This window comes from Mycolicibacterium lacusdiani (genome assembly GCF_021916785.1).
GTDB classification, from domain to species: domain Bacteria; phylum Actinomycetota; class Actinomycetes; order Mycobacteriales; family Mycobacteriaceae; genus Mycobacterium; species Mycobacterium lacusdiani.
In genome coordinates this window covers 770,745-786,872 of sequence record NZ_JAKCFC010000003.1, presented here as the reverse complement: position 1 = coordinate 786,872, position 16,128 = coordinate 770,745, and the positions used below count along the sequence as shown (strand labels likewise).

Below are 16,128 nucleotides of genomic sequence, written 5' to 3'. Positions count from 1 at the left end.
CTCAGGGGTGAGTCACGTTTCTGCCTGGCAGTGAGGATGGTGATGGCGCGGCAAATGCGCCCGTCTCCTCGTGAACGCGACTCGATCACCGACCGGCGGGTAGTTCAGGCCTTGTCGGCGTCATCCGCCGGGCGGGGGCGGGGGCGCCGTCACGGTCGTGGTGCTGACGGACGTGCTCGTCACCGTGCTGGTGACGGTGCTCGTCGTGGTCGACGGCTCTTGCGACGTGGTGGTCTCGGTGGTGGTCGTCGGCGTTGCCGACACGGTGCTGGTCTCGGTGACCGTCGTGGTCTCGGTGGTCGGTGCCGAACTCCGCGGGGCCGTGGTCGCCGACTGGGTGATGGGGGTCAGTGAGGTGTTGGACGTGGTGTCCGCGTCGTCGGCGTCGCTGCCGAAGACGGACCAGACGATCAGCGCCAGCAGCAGCATGGTCAGCGCGCCGGCCGCGAACATCGTGGCAGGAGTCCGGTACCAGGGCGTGGGCTCCTCGGGTGGCGGATTGCGAGGTGGCCGCTGGCCGCCGTAGCCGCCGCCATCGCCCGGAGGGCCATAGTTGGAGCCAGGTGGGCCGTAGTTCGACATGTTTGCTGATGCTAGTCGGGTGCCTGACACCGCCACCGAAGTTCGCTCAGGTGAACACGAGTTGGAGCCCGTCGTGCCGGCTACTGGCGAGTCGAACCAGGCACTGCGGCGCGTCGGACAGGGGCGCGTAGTCGGTGATGACGTGCCTGGTGATGTCGTCACCGTAGGCGGTTAGCAGCGCCAACGTCTCGGCGCTGAGGCGTTCGCGGTCCCACAGATGGCTGGTTCCGCGCGGCGCCCGTCCGATCTGTGCGCAGCGCAGACTCAGTCCGTTGTGGTGGAACTCTTCTCCCAGTCGGACGTCCTCGGATCCTCCCGGATAGAACGCCAGGTCGATGACCGTCCCCTGGGGGCGCAGCATGCGAAGCGCCAGAGCCAATGCGCTTGCCTGACCGCGACATTGGAACACAACGTCGGCTCCACGGTCCCCGGTCCCGTGACGCCACCGGCTCTTCAGCACGACGGCCGGGTCGACGTCGTCGGGGGCGACCACCTCCAGGCCGAGTTCGGTCGCGACTCGGCGGCGTGCCGGGGTGGGCTCCACCACCACTACTGATGCGGCGCCGTGCAATCGGGCGAACAGCCCTGTCAGCAGACCCACGACCCCGCCCCCGGTGATGGCGATCCGGCGACCGCGCACGCCGTCGGAGAGACTGCGAACATCGGTGCCGTGGACGTCGGCAGCAGCGTGGAGCAGTCCGTTGGCGCAGATCGGTCCCATGTGTGCGGCGAAGATGCCGAGCACCGGATTGAGCGAACCGGGCAGTTTGACGAACCGGTCGGCCAGCGCATCTGCGCGGTACGCGCTGCGGTGCCCGTAGGTCATGGCGACGAGATCACCCTGCTGCACAGCAGGTATCGCACTATTCGTCACGCGACCGACCTGCATGTAACCGAACTTCTCGATCGGATAGCCCACGTCTGGGGCGCCCGGCATGAACAAGCCGAGCTCGGGATCCCACCTGCGATGGAGGGCGGGGTTCGTGCCCTTCACCCAGCTGAGGTCCGTGCCGGTCGACAGGCCACTGAACACGGTCTCGACGTCGAATTGGCCGTCGCGAACGGGCGGTGGCGATGATTCGTCTCGCAGCGTGACGACGCCGCGACGCTCGACGACGACGGTGAAGGCTCGGTCAGTCATCGAGCCGCACCGGGCGGTCGTGGGCAGCGGATTCCGCTATGGCGCAGGCGAGTCGGTGAGTCCGCAGCGCTTCGTCGTAGTCCACCAGAACCCCATCGCGAGCCGTCTCGTTGCCGACCACGGCGTCGATGAACGCGCGATCGGCGGCCAGCTTGGCGTCGTCGGGCTGCAGACCGTGCTCGACGGGTCCCTGCGCCGTCGTCGCGATGACGCGGTCTTCGTGAATCGCGACCGACAGCCCGTCGGCGTGGAGTTCGAGTCCCGCCCTGTGCTTCCACTCCAAGCAGCATGCGGCAGAGACGGTTCCCACCGCCCCGGATCGAAGCTTCAGGATTGCGACGGTTGCTCCGTCGACGTCGGCGCCAGAAGTGCCCGGTGGCGTGGGGTTGGCGTAGGCGTCCACTTCGACGACCTCGCCGCACAGCATCCGAAGCAGGTCGAGTACGTGCACCGCCTGTTCGACGATCTGGCCTCCCGACAGCTCCCGCCTACTCCACCATGGCACTGGGGGCACGCGGTCGAGCCACGACCCCACCACCAGGCGAACGGGTCGCCCATCGAGCAGCTCTCGAGCGTGCTCGACGGCTGGTGAGTAGCGCCAGTGGTGACCGACCGACGTCACGACACCAGCCGTGCGCGCCGCGGCGGCTATTCGCTCGGCGGTCGGCAGGTCGGCCGCCAGCGGCTTCTCGACGAACATGGCGGTGCCTGCGCCCAGCACCTGCTCCTCGATGGGGCCATGGACATGCGGGGGAACGCAGACGTACACCGCATCCGGAGATGTGTCCAGGAGTGCGTCCAGATCCGACACCGCGGCGGCGCCCGTCATCTCGGCAAACGACTGCGCGGTCGCCGCAACGGGGTCCGTCACGGCGACGATCCGTACGTTCTGGAGTTGGGCGAGTTGACGCGCGTGGCGGGCGGCAACCCCACCGGCTCCCACGAACCCGACTGTGCATCGATCCAATGTTCACTCTCCCGGTTCGGCGATGTGCACCGGATACCCAGACCGGGTGTCGACACTCCACCCCTAAGGGTGGATTCGACGCTGGCGTCAATGGCTATCCGAGTGACATGCGCGATATGGATGGACACGCTCCGGCCGGGGTTGACCCCGAGACGTGGGACTGGCTGTCACGGCGCTCCAGTCGCGGGTCGTCGTGGACGCTGCAGCGGGTCGTGCATGCCAAGGGTGCGCGGCGGATCAGCGTCGTGCTGCCGGCTCGTGACGAGGACCAGACCGTCGGGGGCATCGTCACGCAGATCCGGCGTCGTCTCGTCGAGGAGGTCTGCCTGGTCGACGAACTCATCGTCATCGACTCCAGATCGTCTGACGCGACGGCCGCAGTAGCGGCGTCAGCCGGGGCCACGGTGTATCACCAGGACGAGATACTGCCCCAACACCCCCGGATGGACGGCAAGGGCGACGCGTTGTGGAAGGGCCTGGCAGCGAGCACCGGTGACATCGTGCTCTTCGTCGATTCGGACCTACGCGACTTCACCACGGACTTCGTCGTTGGACTGCTCGGCCCGCTGCTCTGCGAACCGGGCGTGATGTTCGTGAAGGCGCACTACCTCCGCCCGCTCGTGACCGATCAGGTCTCCGTTCCCGGCGGAGGCGGTCGGGTGAGCGAGCTGGTCGCGCGACCGCTGCTCAACATGTTCTGGCCCCGGTTGGCCGGCTTCGTGCAGCCGCTGGCAGGCGAGTACGGGGGGTATCGACACGTGTTGGAACGGATTCCGTTCGTCACCGGCTACGGCGTCGAGTTCGGCATGCTGGTCGATCTGCTCGATCTCGTCGGGCTGGACGCGCTTGCACAGGTCGATCTGGGTACCCGGACCCATAGCCACCAGGACATTGAAGCCTTGGGGCGCATGGCCGCTCAGATTCTGCACACCGCCAACACGCGTCTCGAGCGCGAGCGCCGCGGTGTCGACGAACGGCCGGTGTCGACGTGGCTCACGCAGTTTCGCCACGACACGACGACACCCGTGCGCCACCAACTGGTGGTCTCCGACGTCGCCGTGCAGGAGAGGCCACCCCTTGCCGACGTCCGCGACGTCCTGGCCACCGTGCCGTTGGTGGCTCAGCCATGACTCCGACGGTGCTGATCAATGCCGGACCGTGGCTGACGGTTCCACCGGTCGGCTACGGCGGCATCGAGAACGTCCTCGCAACGCTGATCCCGCAGCTGCGCCGACGTGGAGTGCGGGTCGTCCTCGCGACCGTCGGTCAGAGCACCCTCGACGTCGACGAACGGATCACCGCGTTCGACGAGCCGCAGTTCGCCCACATCGCCGAGCCGTACAACGACGTCGTCGGCGTCGCAGCCGCGCACCTGCAGCGCGTCGTCGCCGAATTGCGAAGCCGTTCGGACATAGACCTGGTCCACGACCACATGGAGGTGATGGGTCCGAGCGTGCTCACCGCCATGGGTGCCGATCGACCGCGGGTGCTGCACACCCTGCACTGGGACCTGACCAAGCACCGTGCCTTGTATGGCGGTTTCGGCCCCCACGCGCACTTCTACGTGAACGGTGTCTCCGCCTCGCAGCTGCGGTTCGCGCCGGAGGCGCTTCGTCGGCACAGTGTCGGACACGTCCATCTGGCCACGCCGCTGGCACAGGACGCCACCCGTCGGGCGACCCCGGCCAAGGGCAACCATTTGGTCCTCGTCGCTCGGATCAACCGGAGGAAGGGTCAGCACGTCGCCGCGCGCCTGGCGCAGCGGTGTGGCTGGGAGCTGGTGCTCGCCGGGCCGATCGGCCCCTTCGCCGGGCCGGAGGAACTCGCCGCCGAACGCAACGCGGATCGCTACGCCGACGTCCGGTACTGGCGCGAGGAGGTCGCTCCATTCGTCGACGGTGACCGGGTGCGGTGGATCGGGAACGTGGAGGGTGTGGAGCGCGACCACCTCGTCGCGACCGCCCGCGCGACGCTGTTTCCGGTCTGCTGGGACGAGCCGGGCGGTACGGCAGTCACCGAGTCACTGGCGCTCGGCACACCGGTGGTCGGCTACCGCCGTGGCTGCCTACCAGAACTCGTCGAACGCGGCACCGGATTCCTCGCCGAGTATGGAGACGAAGCCGCGTTGACGGAGTTGGTCAGCTGCGTCGACGATCTCGATCCCGCCCAGTGCCGCGCAACCGCGGAACGACGGTTCGCTCCGGATGTCATGGCCGCGGCGTATCTCGAGCTGTACGAGCGGTGTATCACCGGCGCGACGGCAGGGCCGCGCCCGAAGGCGTACGCGTGTGGGTGGGTGGCGGGCTGATCTGGGTTCCGTGAAGTCGGTGACGGGAAAGATCGGTCCTCGGCGTGATTCGCGGTCACACCTGCGCCGCACCGGAGTCCAGAACCTCGGCGACAGCAGCGGCGAGGCAGTCGAGGAAGACCTCGAAGTCGGGGATTGCGCCCGTATCCCCGTCTATTCCCAACGTGCACACGTCCACATAGGTGAGCAGTGTGACGTTGACCGCCGCACCGATCGTCGGCCCGAAAGCGTATTGAGCCGTCACACGGGCACCGCCGAGGGATACCGGGACCGGAAGGCCGGGGACGTCGCTGCAGAGGAAGTCGACGTTGCGCAGGATCGAACCGATGTACCACCGCGGCACCAAGTTCAACGCCCCGGCGATCAGCTGGGTGTACGGCAGGGATCTCTCACCGCGTACGATGTCGGTTCTCTCGTGAATCTGTCTGATCCGCTCCGCCGGATCAACGGTACCGACCGGGATATCGAAGCGCATCAACGTGATTCGGTTCCCGCCCAGCTCGTTGTCTTCCTTGCGCAAGCTGATCGGCATGGTCATGTGCAAATTGCCCACCGATACGCCGTGGTGTTCGTGGTAACGCCGAAGGCCTCCGGCCACCACCGCGACGAACGCGTCGTTCAACGCGCCGCCGCCATGGTGCGCCGCGGCGCGAAGCTGCTCGAGTGGAATTTCGAGAACGCCTAACCGACGGATCAGGCTGCGCTCGGCCATCAGCGTCGAACCGGTGCGAGTCACCGGACGCACGGTGCGGTAGACCGATGCGGCCGTCTTGGCGGCCGATGACACGGTATCGACCGGCCGCAGAACCCCGTCAGCGAACAACTTGGGTACGAACTTCAGGGCGCCCGTCACCGCGCCGCTCACCACACTGGCGTCATATCGGGCGGTGTCACTGTAACCGCGCAGCCATCGGGGCAACGGGCTCCCGCGCGCGGGCTCAGACTCGTGGCGATCGGGTAGATCCGCCAGTCCGAACAGAATCATCCCTATCCGGATACCGCCGATACCATCGGTCAGCGCATGGTGGAACTTGAGCACTACTGCGGCGCAATCGTCATGGAGACCATCGATCAACGTCGCCGTCCAGAGCGGGCGGGCCCGGTCGAAGTCCTCCATCGCTGCGAGTCGCGCAAACTCGAGCACCGTGTCGGGCGTGCCGGGCGGCGGTGCGCTCATTCTGCGGATGTGAAAGTCGAGATCGAAATCGGCGGCGTCCTCCCACCTCGGCGGTGCCGGCGGCGGAGAACCAACGACCTTCTGTCGAACCATCGGCACGGCGCGCGAGATGATGTCGAACCGTTCGCGCACCTGTTCCCAGTCCGGCGAGCGATCGAGAAGTATCACCGTGACCACCGTGGAGCGCAACCGGGGATCGCTTTCCATGCCCCAAGTGAAGGCGTCGCTGTTGCTGAGGAACTTGGTCATCGCGCATCCGTGTAGAGACGCTCGACGGCATCGGCGGAGTTCTTGAGTATCACGTTGCGCTTGGCCTTCAGGCTCGGTGTGAAATCGCCTGATGCAATCGACAATTCGCGGTCCAGGACGGCGAACTTCCTGATTCGCTCCCAGCGGTTCAATTGCTCGTTGAGCATGTCGACATAGCTGCCGATCAACTTCCGCGTCGAGACGTGCCGGGCGATCTCGGCGAATGACTTGCCTGCCAGCCCATTGTCGCCTGCCCATCCCATGACGGCATCGGCATCCAGACCGACCAGTGCGACGCAGTAGGGACGGCCCGCGCCGACCACGATCATCTCACTGGCATACGGGCAGATCGCCTTGAAGGCTGCCGAGATCGCCGACGGTGCCACGTATTTTCCTTGCGACGTCTTGAACAAGTCCTTCTTGCGGTCGGTGATGCGCAGGAACCCGTCGTCGTCGATCGATCCGATGTCACCCGTGTGGAGCCAGCCATCCCGATCGAGCGCCTCGGCGGTGGCTTCGGGGAGGTCGTGATAACCGGTCATGACACCCGGGCTCCTCACGAGGATCTCGCCGTCTTCAGCTATCTCGACCTCGGTGCCGAGGAAGGGCAGACCGACCGTTCCGAATCGATACGCATTGGGACGGTTGATGAATGACGCCGCCGCTGTCTCGGTGAGGCCGTAGCCCTCGAGCATCGGAATGCCGATGGCGTCGAACCATCGCGCGATCTCGTGGTTGAGTGGCGCAGCAGCCGAGACGAAGAACCGCATTCGACCGCCGAAGCGCTTTCTGATCTTCGAGAGCACCAGCAGGTCGGCAATCCCCAGCTGAAGCGACAGCGATCGTGAGGGACGTTGGCCGGCTTCCCTCTTTTTCGACGCCGTGATCCCTACGCCGATCGCCCAGCCGAAGACCCGCCTCTTGAGGGCACCTTCCTCGGCCATCGCGGCGTGGACTCGGGCGTGCGCCTTCTCGAAGATGCGGGGCGCGGCTGCCATGAACGTCGGATGGACGGCCGCCAAGTTCTCGACGATGCGGTCGACCCGACCGTCTATCACCGTCGTATAGCCGACGAACAGCGGCAAGGCGAGCATCACCTTGCCGAAGGCATGGGCCAACGGCAGCCACAGATAGTTCAGGTCGTCGCTGTCGAGAATGTGCACCGCGTCGATGGCTGCGGCCGTGTAGGTCCAGGCCCGGTGCGGGAGCCGCACACCCTTCGGCCGGCCAGTGGTACCGGAGGTATAGATGATGCTGGCCAGGCTGTCCGGGCGAATCGCCGCGACGCGCCTCTCGATGACGTCGGGAGACTCGCGGAGAAGCTGCTCGCCGAGGATCTCGAGTTGGCCCAGAGTGATCACGAAGTCGCCGTCACCCACTCCGTCGATGATCACGACGTGTTCCACCTCGGGTAGGTCGGCACGGTGCGCAAGCACCTTGTCCACCTGTCCCTGATCTTCGGCCACGACGATACGGCTGCCCGAGTTCGCGATGATGAACGCGATGTCTCTGGCATTCGTCGTCGGGTACACGGTGGTGGTGGCAGCCCCGGCGCACAGCACCGAGAAGTCGATCAGAACCCACTCATAGCGCGTCGAAGAGGCCAGCGCGACACGCTCCTCGGGCTCGATGCCCAGCGCGACCAACCCTGCCGCCAAGCGAACGACGCGGTCGCCGACCTGCTGCCACGTGACGCTTTCCCAGCCGCGGGCGCTGGGGAACCGAAACGCCTCTGTGCTCGGTGTCGCGGCAATGCGGTCCAGGAACAAGCGTGCGACCGACGGCACCCGTTCGGCGACCCAGAGGAGGTCATGGGCACGTCCGTCGTGCACGGTGGCTCGTGTCTCGCGTGCCCCCAGCGTGACTCCCGTGGCCCGATCGGTGTCGTGCTCCATGTCGGCCTCCTCCGTGGGTTTCGTCGCATCGCTTCACGGTGACGATCGAACCTCCATCGTGGGAGCCTTCCCCGAGGATTTGAAACGGCCACTCGGTACCTTCCTCAAGGGCCGAAGGACCCCGTCAATCGTGCGGCGACGGAAACGACTCCGTCGGACGGACAACGCAGCAGCGCACCTACGCCATCACTCAGCGGATCGACGAGCGGTTGAACTGGTACTGCGCCGCGGCGAGGTCGTCGGCCAGTTCGATCGCCGCATCGACGATCCTGGTCCGAAGCGGCCGAAGTAAGGCCAGTCGAGGACGGCACTCGGTGTCGAAATGGCCGCCGTCGCTTCAACGAACCCACGCACGTCCTGCGCGAGCACACGCGAAATTGGGCTTCAGGTCGGTACCGGAACGCGCCGCCCATGGCATAGCGCCACCGGCTGAAAACCCCTGGTAGATGTGGAGCCGATGACGGGAATCGAACCCGCGTATTCAGCTTGGGAAGCTGATGTTCTGCCATTGAACTACATCGGCGTAGGACGGCGGTGACGCTCCATCCTGCGACAGAGCATACAGTCGCGCAGTCCCGGCACTCGTCCAAGGCTCTTCGATGATCGGTGCCCGAAACGGGAGGTGCGACCATGTCGAAGCCGCGGGGCACCCGACGGTGGGAACTGCTCGCCTGCGCGTTCGCCGGCCACGTCACCTTCGCCCCGGACGACGACGCACTCGCGCAGCGGTTGCGCGGCACGACGGGGGTCGGCGAGGCGTGGCGCTGCCTGCGCTGCGGTGACTTCGCGCTCGGACCCGCGCTGAGTTCCGGCCACTCGGACGACGCACCCCTGATCCTGCGGGGCAAGGCACTGCGGCAGGTGTTCGTCGTGCGCGCGCTGGCCGTGGAACGCCTACTTCGGGCGGTCATCCTCGCGTTCGCGGCCCTAGGGGTGTGGAAGTTTCGCGGTGAACAACTCTCGCTGCAGGCGATCTTCGACCGGGACCTGCCCCTGCTGCGGGCGTCCGGTTTCCGCGTCGACCAGATGACGCTCGTCCACGAAGTGGAGAAGGCGCTGGCGGCGAAACCGTCGACGCTGGCCATCCTCGTCGTCGCGCTGAGCGCCTACGCGGTCCTCGAACTCGTCGAAGCCGTCGGGCTGTGGCTGCTGCAGCGGTGGGGCGAGTACTTCGCCGTCGTCGCCACGTCGGTGTTCCTGCCGCTGGAGGTCTACGACCTGTCCAACGGCATCACGGTCACGCGCGTCCTGACGTTCGCGATCAACGTCGCCGCCGTCGCCTACCTCCTCGTGTCGAAGCGGCTGTTCGGTCTGCGCGGGGGACGCGCCGCCTACGACGAGGAACGGCGCGGTGAGCAACTCCTGGACCTCGAACGCGCGGCGGCCCAGCCCGCGTGACGGCCGCGGGTCGCACCGACCCGGTTAGGCTTCGTCGCGTGCTGCTCTCCGATCGCGACATCCGTGCCGAGATCACCGCCGGCCGGCTGGGCCTCGACCCATTCGACGACGGCATGATCCAGCCCTCCAGCGTCGACGTCCGGTTGGACAACCTGTTCCGCGTCTTCAACAACACGCGCTACACCCACATCGACCCGGCGCTGCGCCAAGACGACCTCACCACGCTCGTCGAGCCGAAGGAGGAGGAGCCGTTCGTGCTGCACCCGGGCGAGTTCGTCCTCGGGTCGACGCTCGAACGGTGCACGCTGCCCGACGACCTCGCCGGGCGCCTCGAGGGCAAGTCGTCGCTGGGGCGCCTCGGCCTGCTCACGCACTCCACGGCCGGGTTCATCGACCCCGGCTTCAGCGGCCACATCACCCTCGAGCTGTCGAACGTCGCCAACCTGCCGATCACCCTGTGGCCTGGCATGAAGATCGGTCAGCTGTGCCTGCTGCGCCTGTCCAGCCCCGCCGAGCATCCGTACGGCAGCTCGAAGGTCGGGTCGAAGTACCAGGGCCAGCGCGGCCCGACGCCGTCGAAGTCCTACCAGAACTTCATCAAGCACTGAACCCGCGCGCCGAGCGTGGGCCTCGTGCACGCCAATCGGCCCTTTTGCGTACGTAGCCCCCACACTCGGCGTGTTTAATCGCCGAATGCAAGAACTCGATCCCGCCGCGACGGCATGGTTGCTGGTCGCCACCGCCATGGTCCTGTTGATGACGCCGGGCCTGGCGATCTTCTACGGCGGCATGGTGCGCACCACCGGCGTGCTCAACATGATCATGATGAGCTTCATCTCGATCCCGCTGGTGACGGTTGCGTGGCTGCTGTTCGGCTACACCCTGGCCTTCACCGGCGACGGAGCCGGCGGATTGATCGGCACGCTCGAGCACATGGGCTTGGCGGGGATCGCCCCCGACGACCTGCACGGCAGCGTGCCCGAACTGCTCTTCGCCACGTTCCAGCTCACCTTCGCGATCATCACCGCGGCGCTCATCTCCGGTGCCATCGCCGACCGCGCGAAGTTCGCGGCGTGGGTGCTGTTCGTCCCGATCTGGACCATCGCCGTCTACGCCGTCGTCGCGCACTGGGTGTGGTCGCCGGGAGGGTGGCTGTTCAAGCTCGGCGCACTCGACTACGCGGGCGGGCTGGTCGTCGAAATCGTCTCCGGCGCATCGGCTCTGGCGCTCGCACTGGTCCTCGGGCCGCGCATCGGGTTCAAGAAGGACGCCATGCGACCGCACAACCTGCCGTTCGTGCTGCTGGGCGTCGGGTTGCTGTGGTTCGGCTGGTTCGGCTTCAACGCGGGCTCGGCGCTCGCCGCCAACGGCACCGCGTCGGCGATCTTCCTCAACACGCTCGTCGCCGGATGCCTCGGCATGCTCGGCTGGCTGGGCGTCGAGCAGGTCCGCGACGGGCGGCCGACGACGTTCGGCGCCGCGTCGGGCGTGGTGGCCGGGCTGGTCGCGATCACCCCGTCCTGCGGCACGGTCAACACCCTCGGCGCCGTCGTCGTCGGCCTCCTCGCGGGCATCGTCTGCTCCTTCGCGATCGGGCTGAAGTTCCGCTTCGGCTACGACGATTCGCTCGACGTCGTCGGCGTGCACTTCGTCGGTGGCGTGGTCGGCGTGCTGCTGATCGGCTTCCTCGCCACGTCGGTGATGACCGGCGGACCCGAGGGCCTGCTCTACGGCGGAGGCGTGACCCAGCTCGGCAAGCAGGCGCTGGCAGCAGTGGTGGTCGCGGCGTACGCGTTCGGCGTCTCCTACGGCCTCGCGAAGCTGATCGACCGTCTCATCGGCTTCCGTGTCAGCGCCGACGACGAGACCACCGGCGTCGACTTCACTCAGCACGCGGAGACGGCCTACGCCGAAGGCGTGCACGGCCATTTGCCGTCGCGCCGACCCGGCACGCTGGGTGACCTCGGCGCACCCCGGCGGGAAGCCGCCGACGAGAACTGAGGTGCCGCGCAACGCCCCATCCGAGTAGCCTCGAATGCGGGTCGTCGACGGGTGCGCAGCTAACGGTGTCGTGTGTAACGACGCTGCTGGTGGCGACGATGAAACATCTAGTCGGCGGCTCGCCGGTGAGGGGTCGTCAGGGCGACTCACGTAGCGCAGCAAACACTTTGGAGGAGTCAGTGGACATCGTACTTGGTGTGTCGTTGACACCTAAGACGGTCCGCATGGTGCTGGTCGAAGGCGAAAAGGGCGACGGTGCCATCGTCGACCACGACACGTTCGACGTGTCGGGTGGCGAGGGCTCAGCAACCGCGAACGTGACCGATGAATTGGTCTCCGCGGTGCTCGGAACCCAGGAGAGCGCGACCGAGGGCGGCCATGTACTGAAGGCGATCGGCGTCACCTGGAGTGACCGCACCGAGGCCGCCGCGCTGCGCGACGGGCTGACCGCGCGCGGCATCACCGACGTGATGCTGGTGTCCGAGCTGCACGCCGCGGGCGCGCTCGCGCAAGCCGCCGGTCGCGCGGTCGGGTACGAAAGCACCGGTCTGCTGTTCATCGACCGCGACACCGCGACGCTGTCGGTGGTGCGCAGCGACGACGGCTCGATCGTCAAGGTCGTTAGCCGCAGCCTGCACAGCACCGACGCCCTCGCGGTGCTCGCCGACATGGTCGCCGCCGTGGAACGTCAGGACACGTCGCCGCAGGGCATGTTCGTCGTCGGCGCCGGCGTCGACATCGCGTCGGTCAAGGCGCACCTGACCGACCTCGTCTCCATCCCGGTCAACGCGCCCGAGGAATCGGGTCTGGCCCTCGCTCGCGGCGCCGCACTCGCGGCCGCCAACGCGCCCGCCTTCGACGCCACCACCGCGGGTCTGGCCTACGCGCTGGACCCCGACGGCGCCACCGCCGGAAACGAGTCCGTCGGGCTCGCGAACGCCAGCACGCAGATGGCGCCCGTCGGCGGGGTTGCCGCGGTCGCCGCCGCGAGCCCGTATCAGGCCTACTCCGATGTCGACCCCGCGTACGACGACCTCGAGGTCGACGACCCGCGCGTCGAGGAGGGCCGCAAGCCGTTCCTGCTCGTCGGTAGTGCGCTCACGTCGATCTTCGTGCTCGGCGTCGTCGCCCTGGTGATCTCGCTGGCCGTCAGCATCAGGCCGACCGCCGATCAGCGCCCCAGCCCGGGCCAGGCAGCGATCATCCCGAGCGTCGTGCCGCCCGCCGCGCCGCCCGCGCCGGAGGCAGCCAAGCCGGCCGCACCCGCGCCGCCCCCGGCCGAGACCATCAAGGCGCCGGTCCCCGTGGTGCAGCAGGCACCGGCCGCGCCCCCGCGCACGGTGTTCGTCGAACCGCCGCAGGCCCCGGCACCCGCGCCTGCCGCGCCGCCGCCCGCACCCGCAGCACCCCCGCCCGCGCCGCCCGTCGTCGCGCCGGTGGTCCCGCCGGTCGCGGTGCCGCCCGTCTGGCAGCCGCCGGTGTGGCAGCCGCCCGTGCAGCAGCGCCCGATCTGGCAGCCGCCGTGGCAGCAGCAGTGGCCCCAGCGCGACTACGACGAGTATCAGCCGCAGCGCCCGCCGTGGCAGCCCCCGTGGCAGCCGCCGCAGCAGACCCAGGATCCCGAGCCGCCGGTGTGGCAGCCGCCCTGGCAGCCGCAGCGCCCGTCGCGAGACGAGCCGGAGTTCGAATGGCCGTCACAGGACAACGGCAACGGCAACGGCAATCGAAATGGCAACGGCAACGGGTCGGGCCGCGGCTCGTCGGAGGGCTCCGGCGGATCGCAGGCGCCCGGGGCGAACTGCTTCCTGATCTTCTGCTCGTAGGCCGCTGCACCCGGGAGTCCGCGTCCATTCGTCACCGAACGTTGGTCTGCCGATCAGTGTCGCGTAGCGACTAGCTCACGGCACTGGCATATCCAAGGTGCATGCGATGCACAGTGTTCGGCACGGGGTACCTCGGCGCGACGCACGCCGCCGGCATGGCCGAACTCGGCCACGAGGTGATCGGCGTCGACGTCGACCCCGGCAAGATCGCAAAGCTCGCGTCGGGCGACATCCCGTTCTACGAGCCCGGGCTGCGCAAGATGCTGCGGGAGAACCTCGAGGCCGGCCGGCTGCAGTTCACCACTGACTACGACGCCGCCGTCGAGTTCGCCGACGTGCACTTCCTCGGCGTCGGCACGCCGCAGAAGAAGGGTGAGTACGGCGCCGACCTGCGGCACGTCAACGCGGTCATCGACACGCTGGTGCCGCGACTGCGCCGCTCGGCAGTGATCGTCGGAAAGTCGACCGTGCCGGTCGGGACGGCCGCCGATCTTGCGGCGCGTGCCCGCGCCATCGCGCCCGAGGGCGTCGACGTCGAGATCGCGTGGAATCCGGAGTTCCTCCGCGAGGGCTACGCCGTGCACGACACACTGCACCCCGACCGCATCGTCCTTGGCGTACAATCTGATTCGCACCGCGCCGAGGCAGCGATGCGCGAGTTGTACGCGCCCATCCTGGCCGGCGAGGTGCCGTTCCTGGTCACCGACCTGCAGACCGCGGAACTGGTGAAGGTCTCGGCCAATGCGTTCCTCGCCACCAAGATCTCGTTCATCAACGCGATCTCCGAGGTGTGCGAGGCCGTGGACGCCGACGTCACGCTGCTGGCCGATGCGCTGGGGTACGACCCCCGCATCGGGCGCCGATTTCTCAACGCCGGACTGGGATTTGGCGGGGGCTGCCTACCGAAGGACATTCGGGCGTTCATGGCCCGGGCCGGCGAACTGGGCGCCAACCACGCACTGACCTTCCTGCGCGAGGTGGACAGCATCAACATGCGCCGCCGCACCCGCATGGTCGAACTCGCCACCAAGGCATGCGGGGGATCGCTGCTCGGCGCCAACGTCGCCGTGCTGGGCGCGGCGTTCAAGCCCGAGTCCGACGACGTCCGCGACTCGCCCGCCCTCAACGTGGCAGGTCTGCTGCAGCTCAACGGCGCGACCGTCAACGTCTACGACCCGAAGGCAATGGAGAATTCGCAGCGGGTGTTCCCGACGCTGAACTACTCGACCTCGGTGGTCGAGGCGTGCGAGCGTGCCGACGCGGTCCTGGTCCTCACGGAGTGGCAGGAGTTCGTCGACCTCGATCCGCACGAGCTGGCGGCCACGGTGCGGGCCAAGGTGGTCGTCGACGGCCGCAACTGCCTGGACGTCGCGACGTGGCAGGCCGCGGGTTGGCGGGTGCACGCGCTCGGGCGGCGGATCGCCGAGGCCGCGGCGCAGTCTTAGCGGGACGCCGTTCGGAGGTGCTCATTGCGCGCGTCGATGGCGTCGCGCGTCGCCGGCGCGAGGAGGTCGCCGCCGGGTGCGGCCGTGGCTTGCGCCCGCAGCACGTGTGGCCGTTGCAACCGTTCGTACTGGGCGAAGGCACGATCGACGTCGTCGGGGTGATCGCCCAGCGCCTCGGTCAGGTACCAGGCCCCGGTCAGCGCCAGACTCGTGCCCCGTCCCGAGAGCGGGGAGGCGCAGTACGCGGAGTCGCCGACGAGGACGACCCTGCCGCGGTGCCACGTGTCCATGTCGATCTGGCTGACCGAGTCGAAGTACAGTTCGGGATCGGCGATCGCAGCCTCGAGCAGCTCGTCGATCCGCCATTTGCGTTGTCCGGCAAAGGCATCGGTCAGGAGCATCTTCTGCGCGTCGAGGTCGCGGTAGTCGTAGTCGATCCATGGCGATCGAAAGAGGAAGACCGCCAACGCCTTGTCCTGGTATCCGGTGATTCCGGCCATCAGGCCCGGGGAGTTGAACATCGAGTTGCGGCCGTCCTTGCGCGCACTAGCGGACAGTGCGGAGATTGCGGTGTAGAACCCGAGGGGTCGGAGGAACCGGTGTTCCGGGCCGAAGACGAGGCGGCGGGTGGCGGAGTGCATCCCATCGGCGCCGACCACCAGGTCGAAGCGATCGCTCGCCCCGGACGAGAAGCGCACGTCGACGCCGGCACCGTCGTCGTGCAGTGCGCTGATCGACTCGCCGAAGATCAGCGGCGTCGTCGTGGGCAGTGCCGCGCGCAGGATGGTGACGAGGTCCTCGCGGGGAATCTCGACGTCGTCGGCGGTGTCGTTGACCTCGTCGGGCTGCAACACGGCGACCACGCGGTCGGACGCGTCGACGAACTCGATGCGTTCGCTCATGCCGATTCGGTGCGCCCGGATCGGGTCCAGCACGCCCATCTTCGCGGCCACGTCGATCGATTCACCGCGGATGTCGATGGGAGATCCGTTGATGCGCAGGTGGTCCGACCGCTCGACGAGGGTCACGTCGTGCCCTCCGGCGACGAGGTCGATGCCGGCGCACAACCCGGCCACTCCACCCCCTGATACGAGAATGCGCACGAGACTCCTCCTTGGCAGGCGATATAAGATACGTTCTGT

The 16,128-nt window shown here is 67.7% G+C and carries 13 protein-coding genes and 1 tRNA gene; 8 read left to right on the top strand and 6 right to left on the bottom strand.

Annotation, left to right across the window (positions count from 1 at the left end):
- The first annotated feature begins 157 nt into the window (after positions 1 to 157).
- Entirely contained in the window at positions 158 to 526 is a 369-nt protein-coding gene (locus tag LOK44_RS13510; RefSeq protein ID WP_237570528.1) for a hypothetical protein, read from the top strand.
- 102 nt (positions 527 to 628) lie between these two features.
- Here the strand turns inward: LOK44_RS13510 and LOK44_RS13505 are convergent, their stop codons facing one another.
- The gene (locus tag LOK44_RS13505; protein ID WP_237570527.1) at positions 629 to 1,723 is read right to left on the bottom strand and encodes a zinc-dependent alcohol dehydrogenase; all 1,095 of its coding nucleotides are present in this window, start codon (positions 1,721 to 1,723) and stop codon (positions 629 to 631) included.
- A complete protein-coding gene (locus LOK44_RS13500) occupies positions 1,716 to 2,666 on the bottom strand; it encodes a Gfo/Idh/MocA family protein (RefSeq protein WP_237570526.1) in 951 nt (316 codons plus the stop codon). Before LOK44_RS13500 ends, LOK44_RS13505 begins: the two co-directional genes overlap by 8 nt.
- A 131-nt stretch (positions 2,667 to 2,797) precedes the next feature.
- Here LOK44_RS13500 and LOK44_RS13495 point away from each other — a divergent pair, with 131 nt between their 5' ends.
- Together LOK44_RS13495 and LOK44_RS13490 are read left to right on the top strand one after the other, a co-directional pair.
- Positions 2,798 to 3,820, top strand: coding sequence for a glucosyl-3-phosphoglycerate synthase (locus LOK44_RS13495; RefSeq protein WP_237570525.1), 1,023 nt, complete (start codon positions 2,798 to 2,800; stop codon positions 3,818 to 3,820).
- Positions 3,817 to 4,998, top strand: a complete 1,182-nt coding sequence (locus LOK44_RS13490) for a glycosyltransferase (RefSeq protein ID WP_237570524.1) — start codon at positions 3,817 to 3,819, stop codon at positions 4,996 to 4,998. The genes LOK44_RS13495 and LOK44_RS13490 overlap by 4 nt, the downstream gene beginning before the upstream one ends.
- Positions 4,999 to 5,053: 55 nt before the next feature.
- Here the strand turns inward: LOK44_RS13490 and LOK44_RS13485 are convergent, their stop codons facing one another.
- The 3 genes from LOK44_RS13485 to LOK44_RS13475 all read right to left on the bottom strand — a co-directional run bounded on the left by LOK44_RS13485 (position 5,054) and on the right by LOK44_RS13475 (position 8,842).
- The gene (locus LOK44_RS13485; protein ID WP_237570523.1) at positions 5,054 to 6,424 is read right to left on the bottom strand and encodes a wax ester/triacylglycerol synthase domain-containing protein; all 1,371 of its coding nucleotides are present in this window, start codon (positions 6,422 to 6,424) and stop codon (positions 5,054 to 5,056) included.
- Positions 6,421 to 8,319: an AMP-dependent synthetase/ligase gene (locus LOK44_RS13480; protein WP_237570521.1), complete on the bottom strand. Its 1,899-nt coding sequence runs from the start codon at positions 8,317 to 8,319 to the stop codon at positions 6,421 to 6,423. The genes LOK44_RS13485 and LOK44_RS13480 overlap by 4 nt, the downstream gene beginning before the upstream one ends.
- Before the next feature lie 449 nt (positions 8,320 to 8,768).
- A tRNA-Gly gene (locus LOK44_RS13475) sits at positions 8,769 to 8,842 on the bottom strand.
- A 107-nt stretch (positions 8,843 to 8,949) separates the two neighbouring features.
- Here LOK44_RS13475 and LOK44_RS13470 point away from each other — a divergent pair.
- From LOK44_RS13470 to LOK44_RS13450, 5 genes are all read left to right on the top strand, one after another.
- Positions 8,950 to 9,717: a DUF2127 domain-containing protein gene (locus LOK44_RS13470; RefSeq protein ID WP_237570519.1), complete on the top strand. Its 768-nt coding sequence runs from the start codon at positions 8,950 to 8,952 to the stop codon at positions 9,715 to 9,717.
- Between the two features lie 38 nt (positions 9,718 to 9,755).
- Positions 9,756 to 10,325, top strand: coding sequence for a dCTP deaminase (gene dcd / locus LOK44_RS13465; protein WP_237570517.1), 570 nt, complete (start codon positions 9,756 to 9,758; stop codon positions 10,323 to 10,325).
- 85 nt (positions 10,326 to 10,410) lie between these two features.
- On the top strand, positions 10,411 to 11,718 hold the full coding sequence (locus LOK44_RS13460) for an ammonium transporter (protein WP_237570515.1): 1,308 nt from the start codon (positions 10,411 to 10,413) through the stop codon (positions 11,716 to 11,718).
- 179 nt (positions 11,719 to 11,897) lie between these two features.
- Entirely contained in the window at positions 11,898 to 13,541 is a 1,644-nt protein-coding gene (locus LOK44_RS13455; RefSeq protein ID WP_237570513.1) for a DUF7159 family protein, read from the top strand.
- Positions 13,542 to 13,642: 101 nt separating this feature from the next.
- Positions 13,643 to 14,986, top strand: a complete 1,344-nt coding sequence (locus LOK44_RS13450) for a UDP-glucose dehydrogenase family protein (protein ID WP_237570512.1) — start codon at positions 13,643 to 13,645, stop codon at positions 14,984 to 14,986.
- On the opposite strand, the gene LOK44_RS13445 is transcribed toward LOK44_RS13450, so the two are convergent.
- On the bottom strand, positions 14,983 to 16,089 hold the full coding sequence (locus LOK44_RS13445; protein ID WP_237570510.1) for an FAD-dependent monooxygenase: 1,107 nt from the start codon (positions 16,087 to 16,089) through the stop codon (positions 14,983 to 14,985). The two genes, LOK44_RS13450 and LOK44_RS13445, sit on opposite strands and share 4 nt — an antisense overlap.
- Between the last annotated feature and the right edge of the window lie 39 nt (positions 16,090 to 16,128).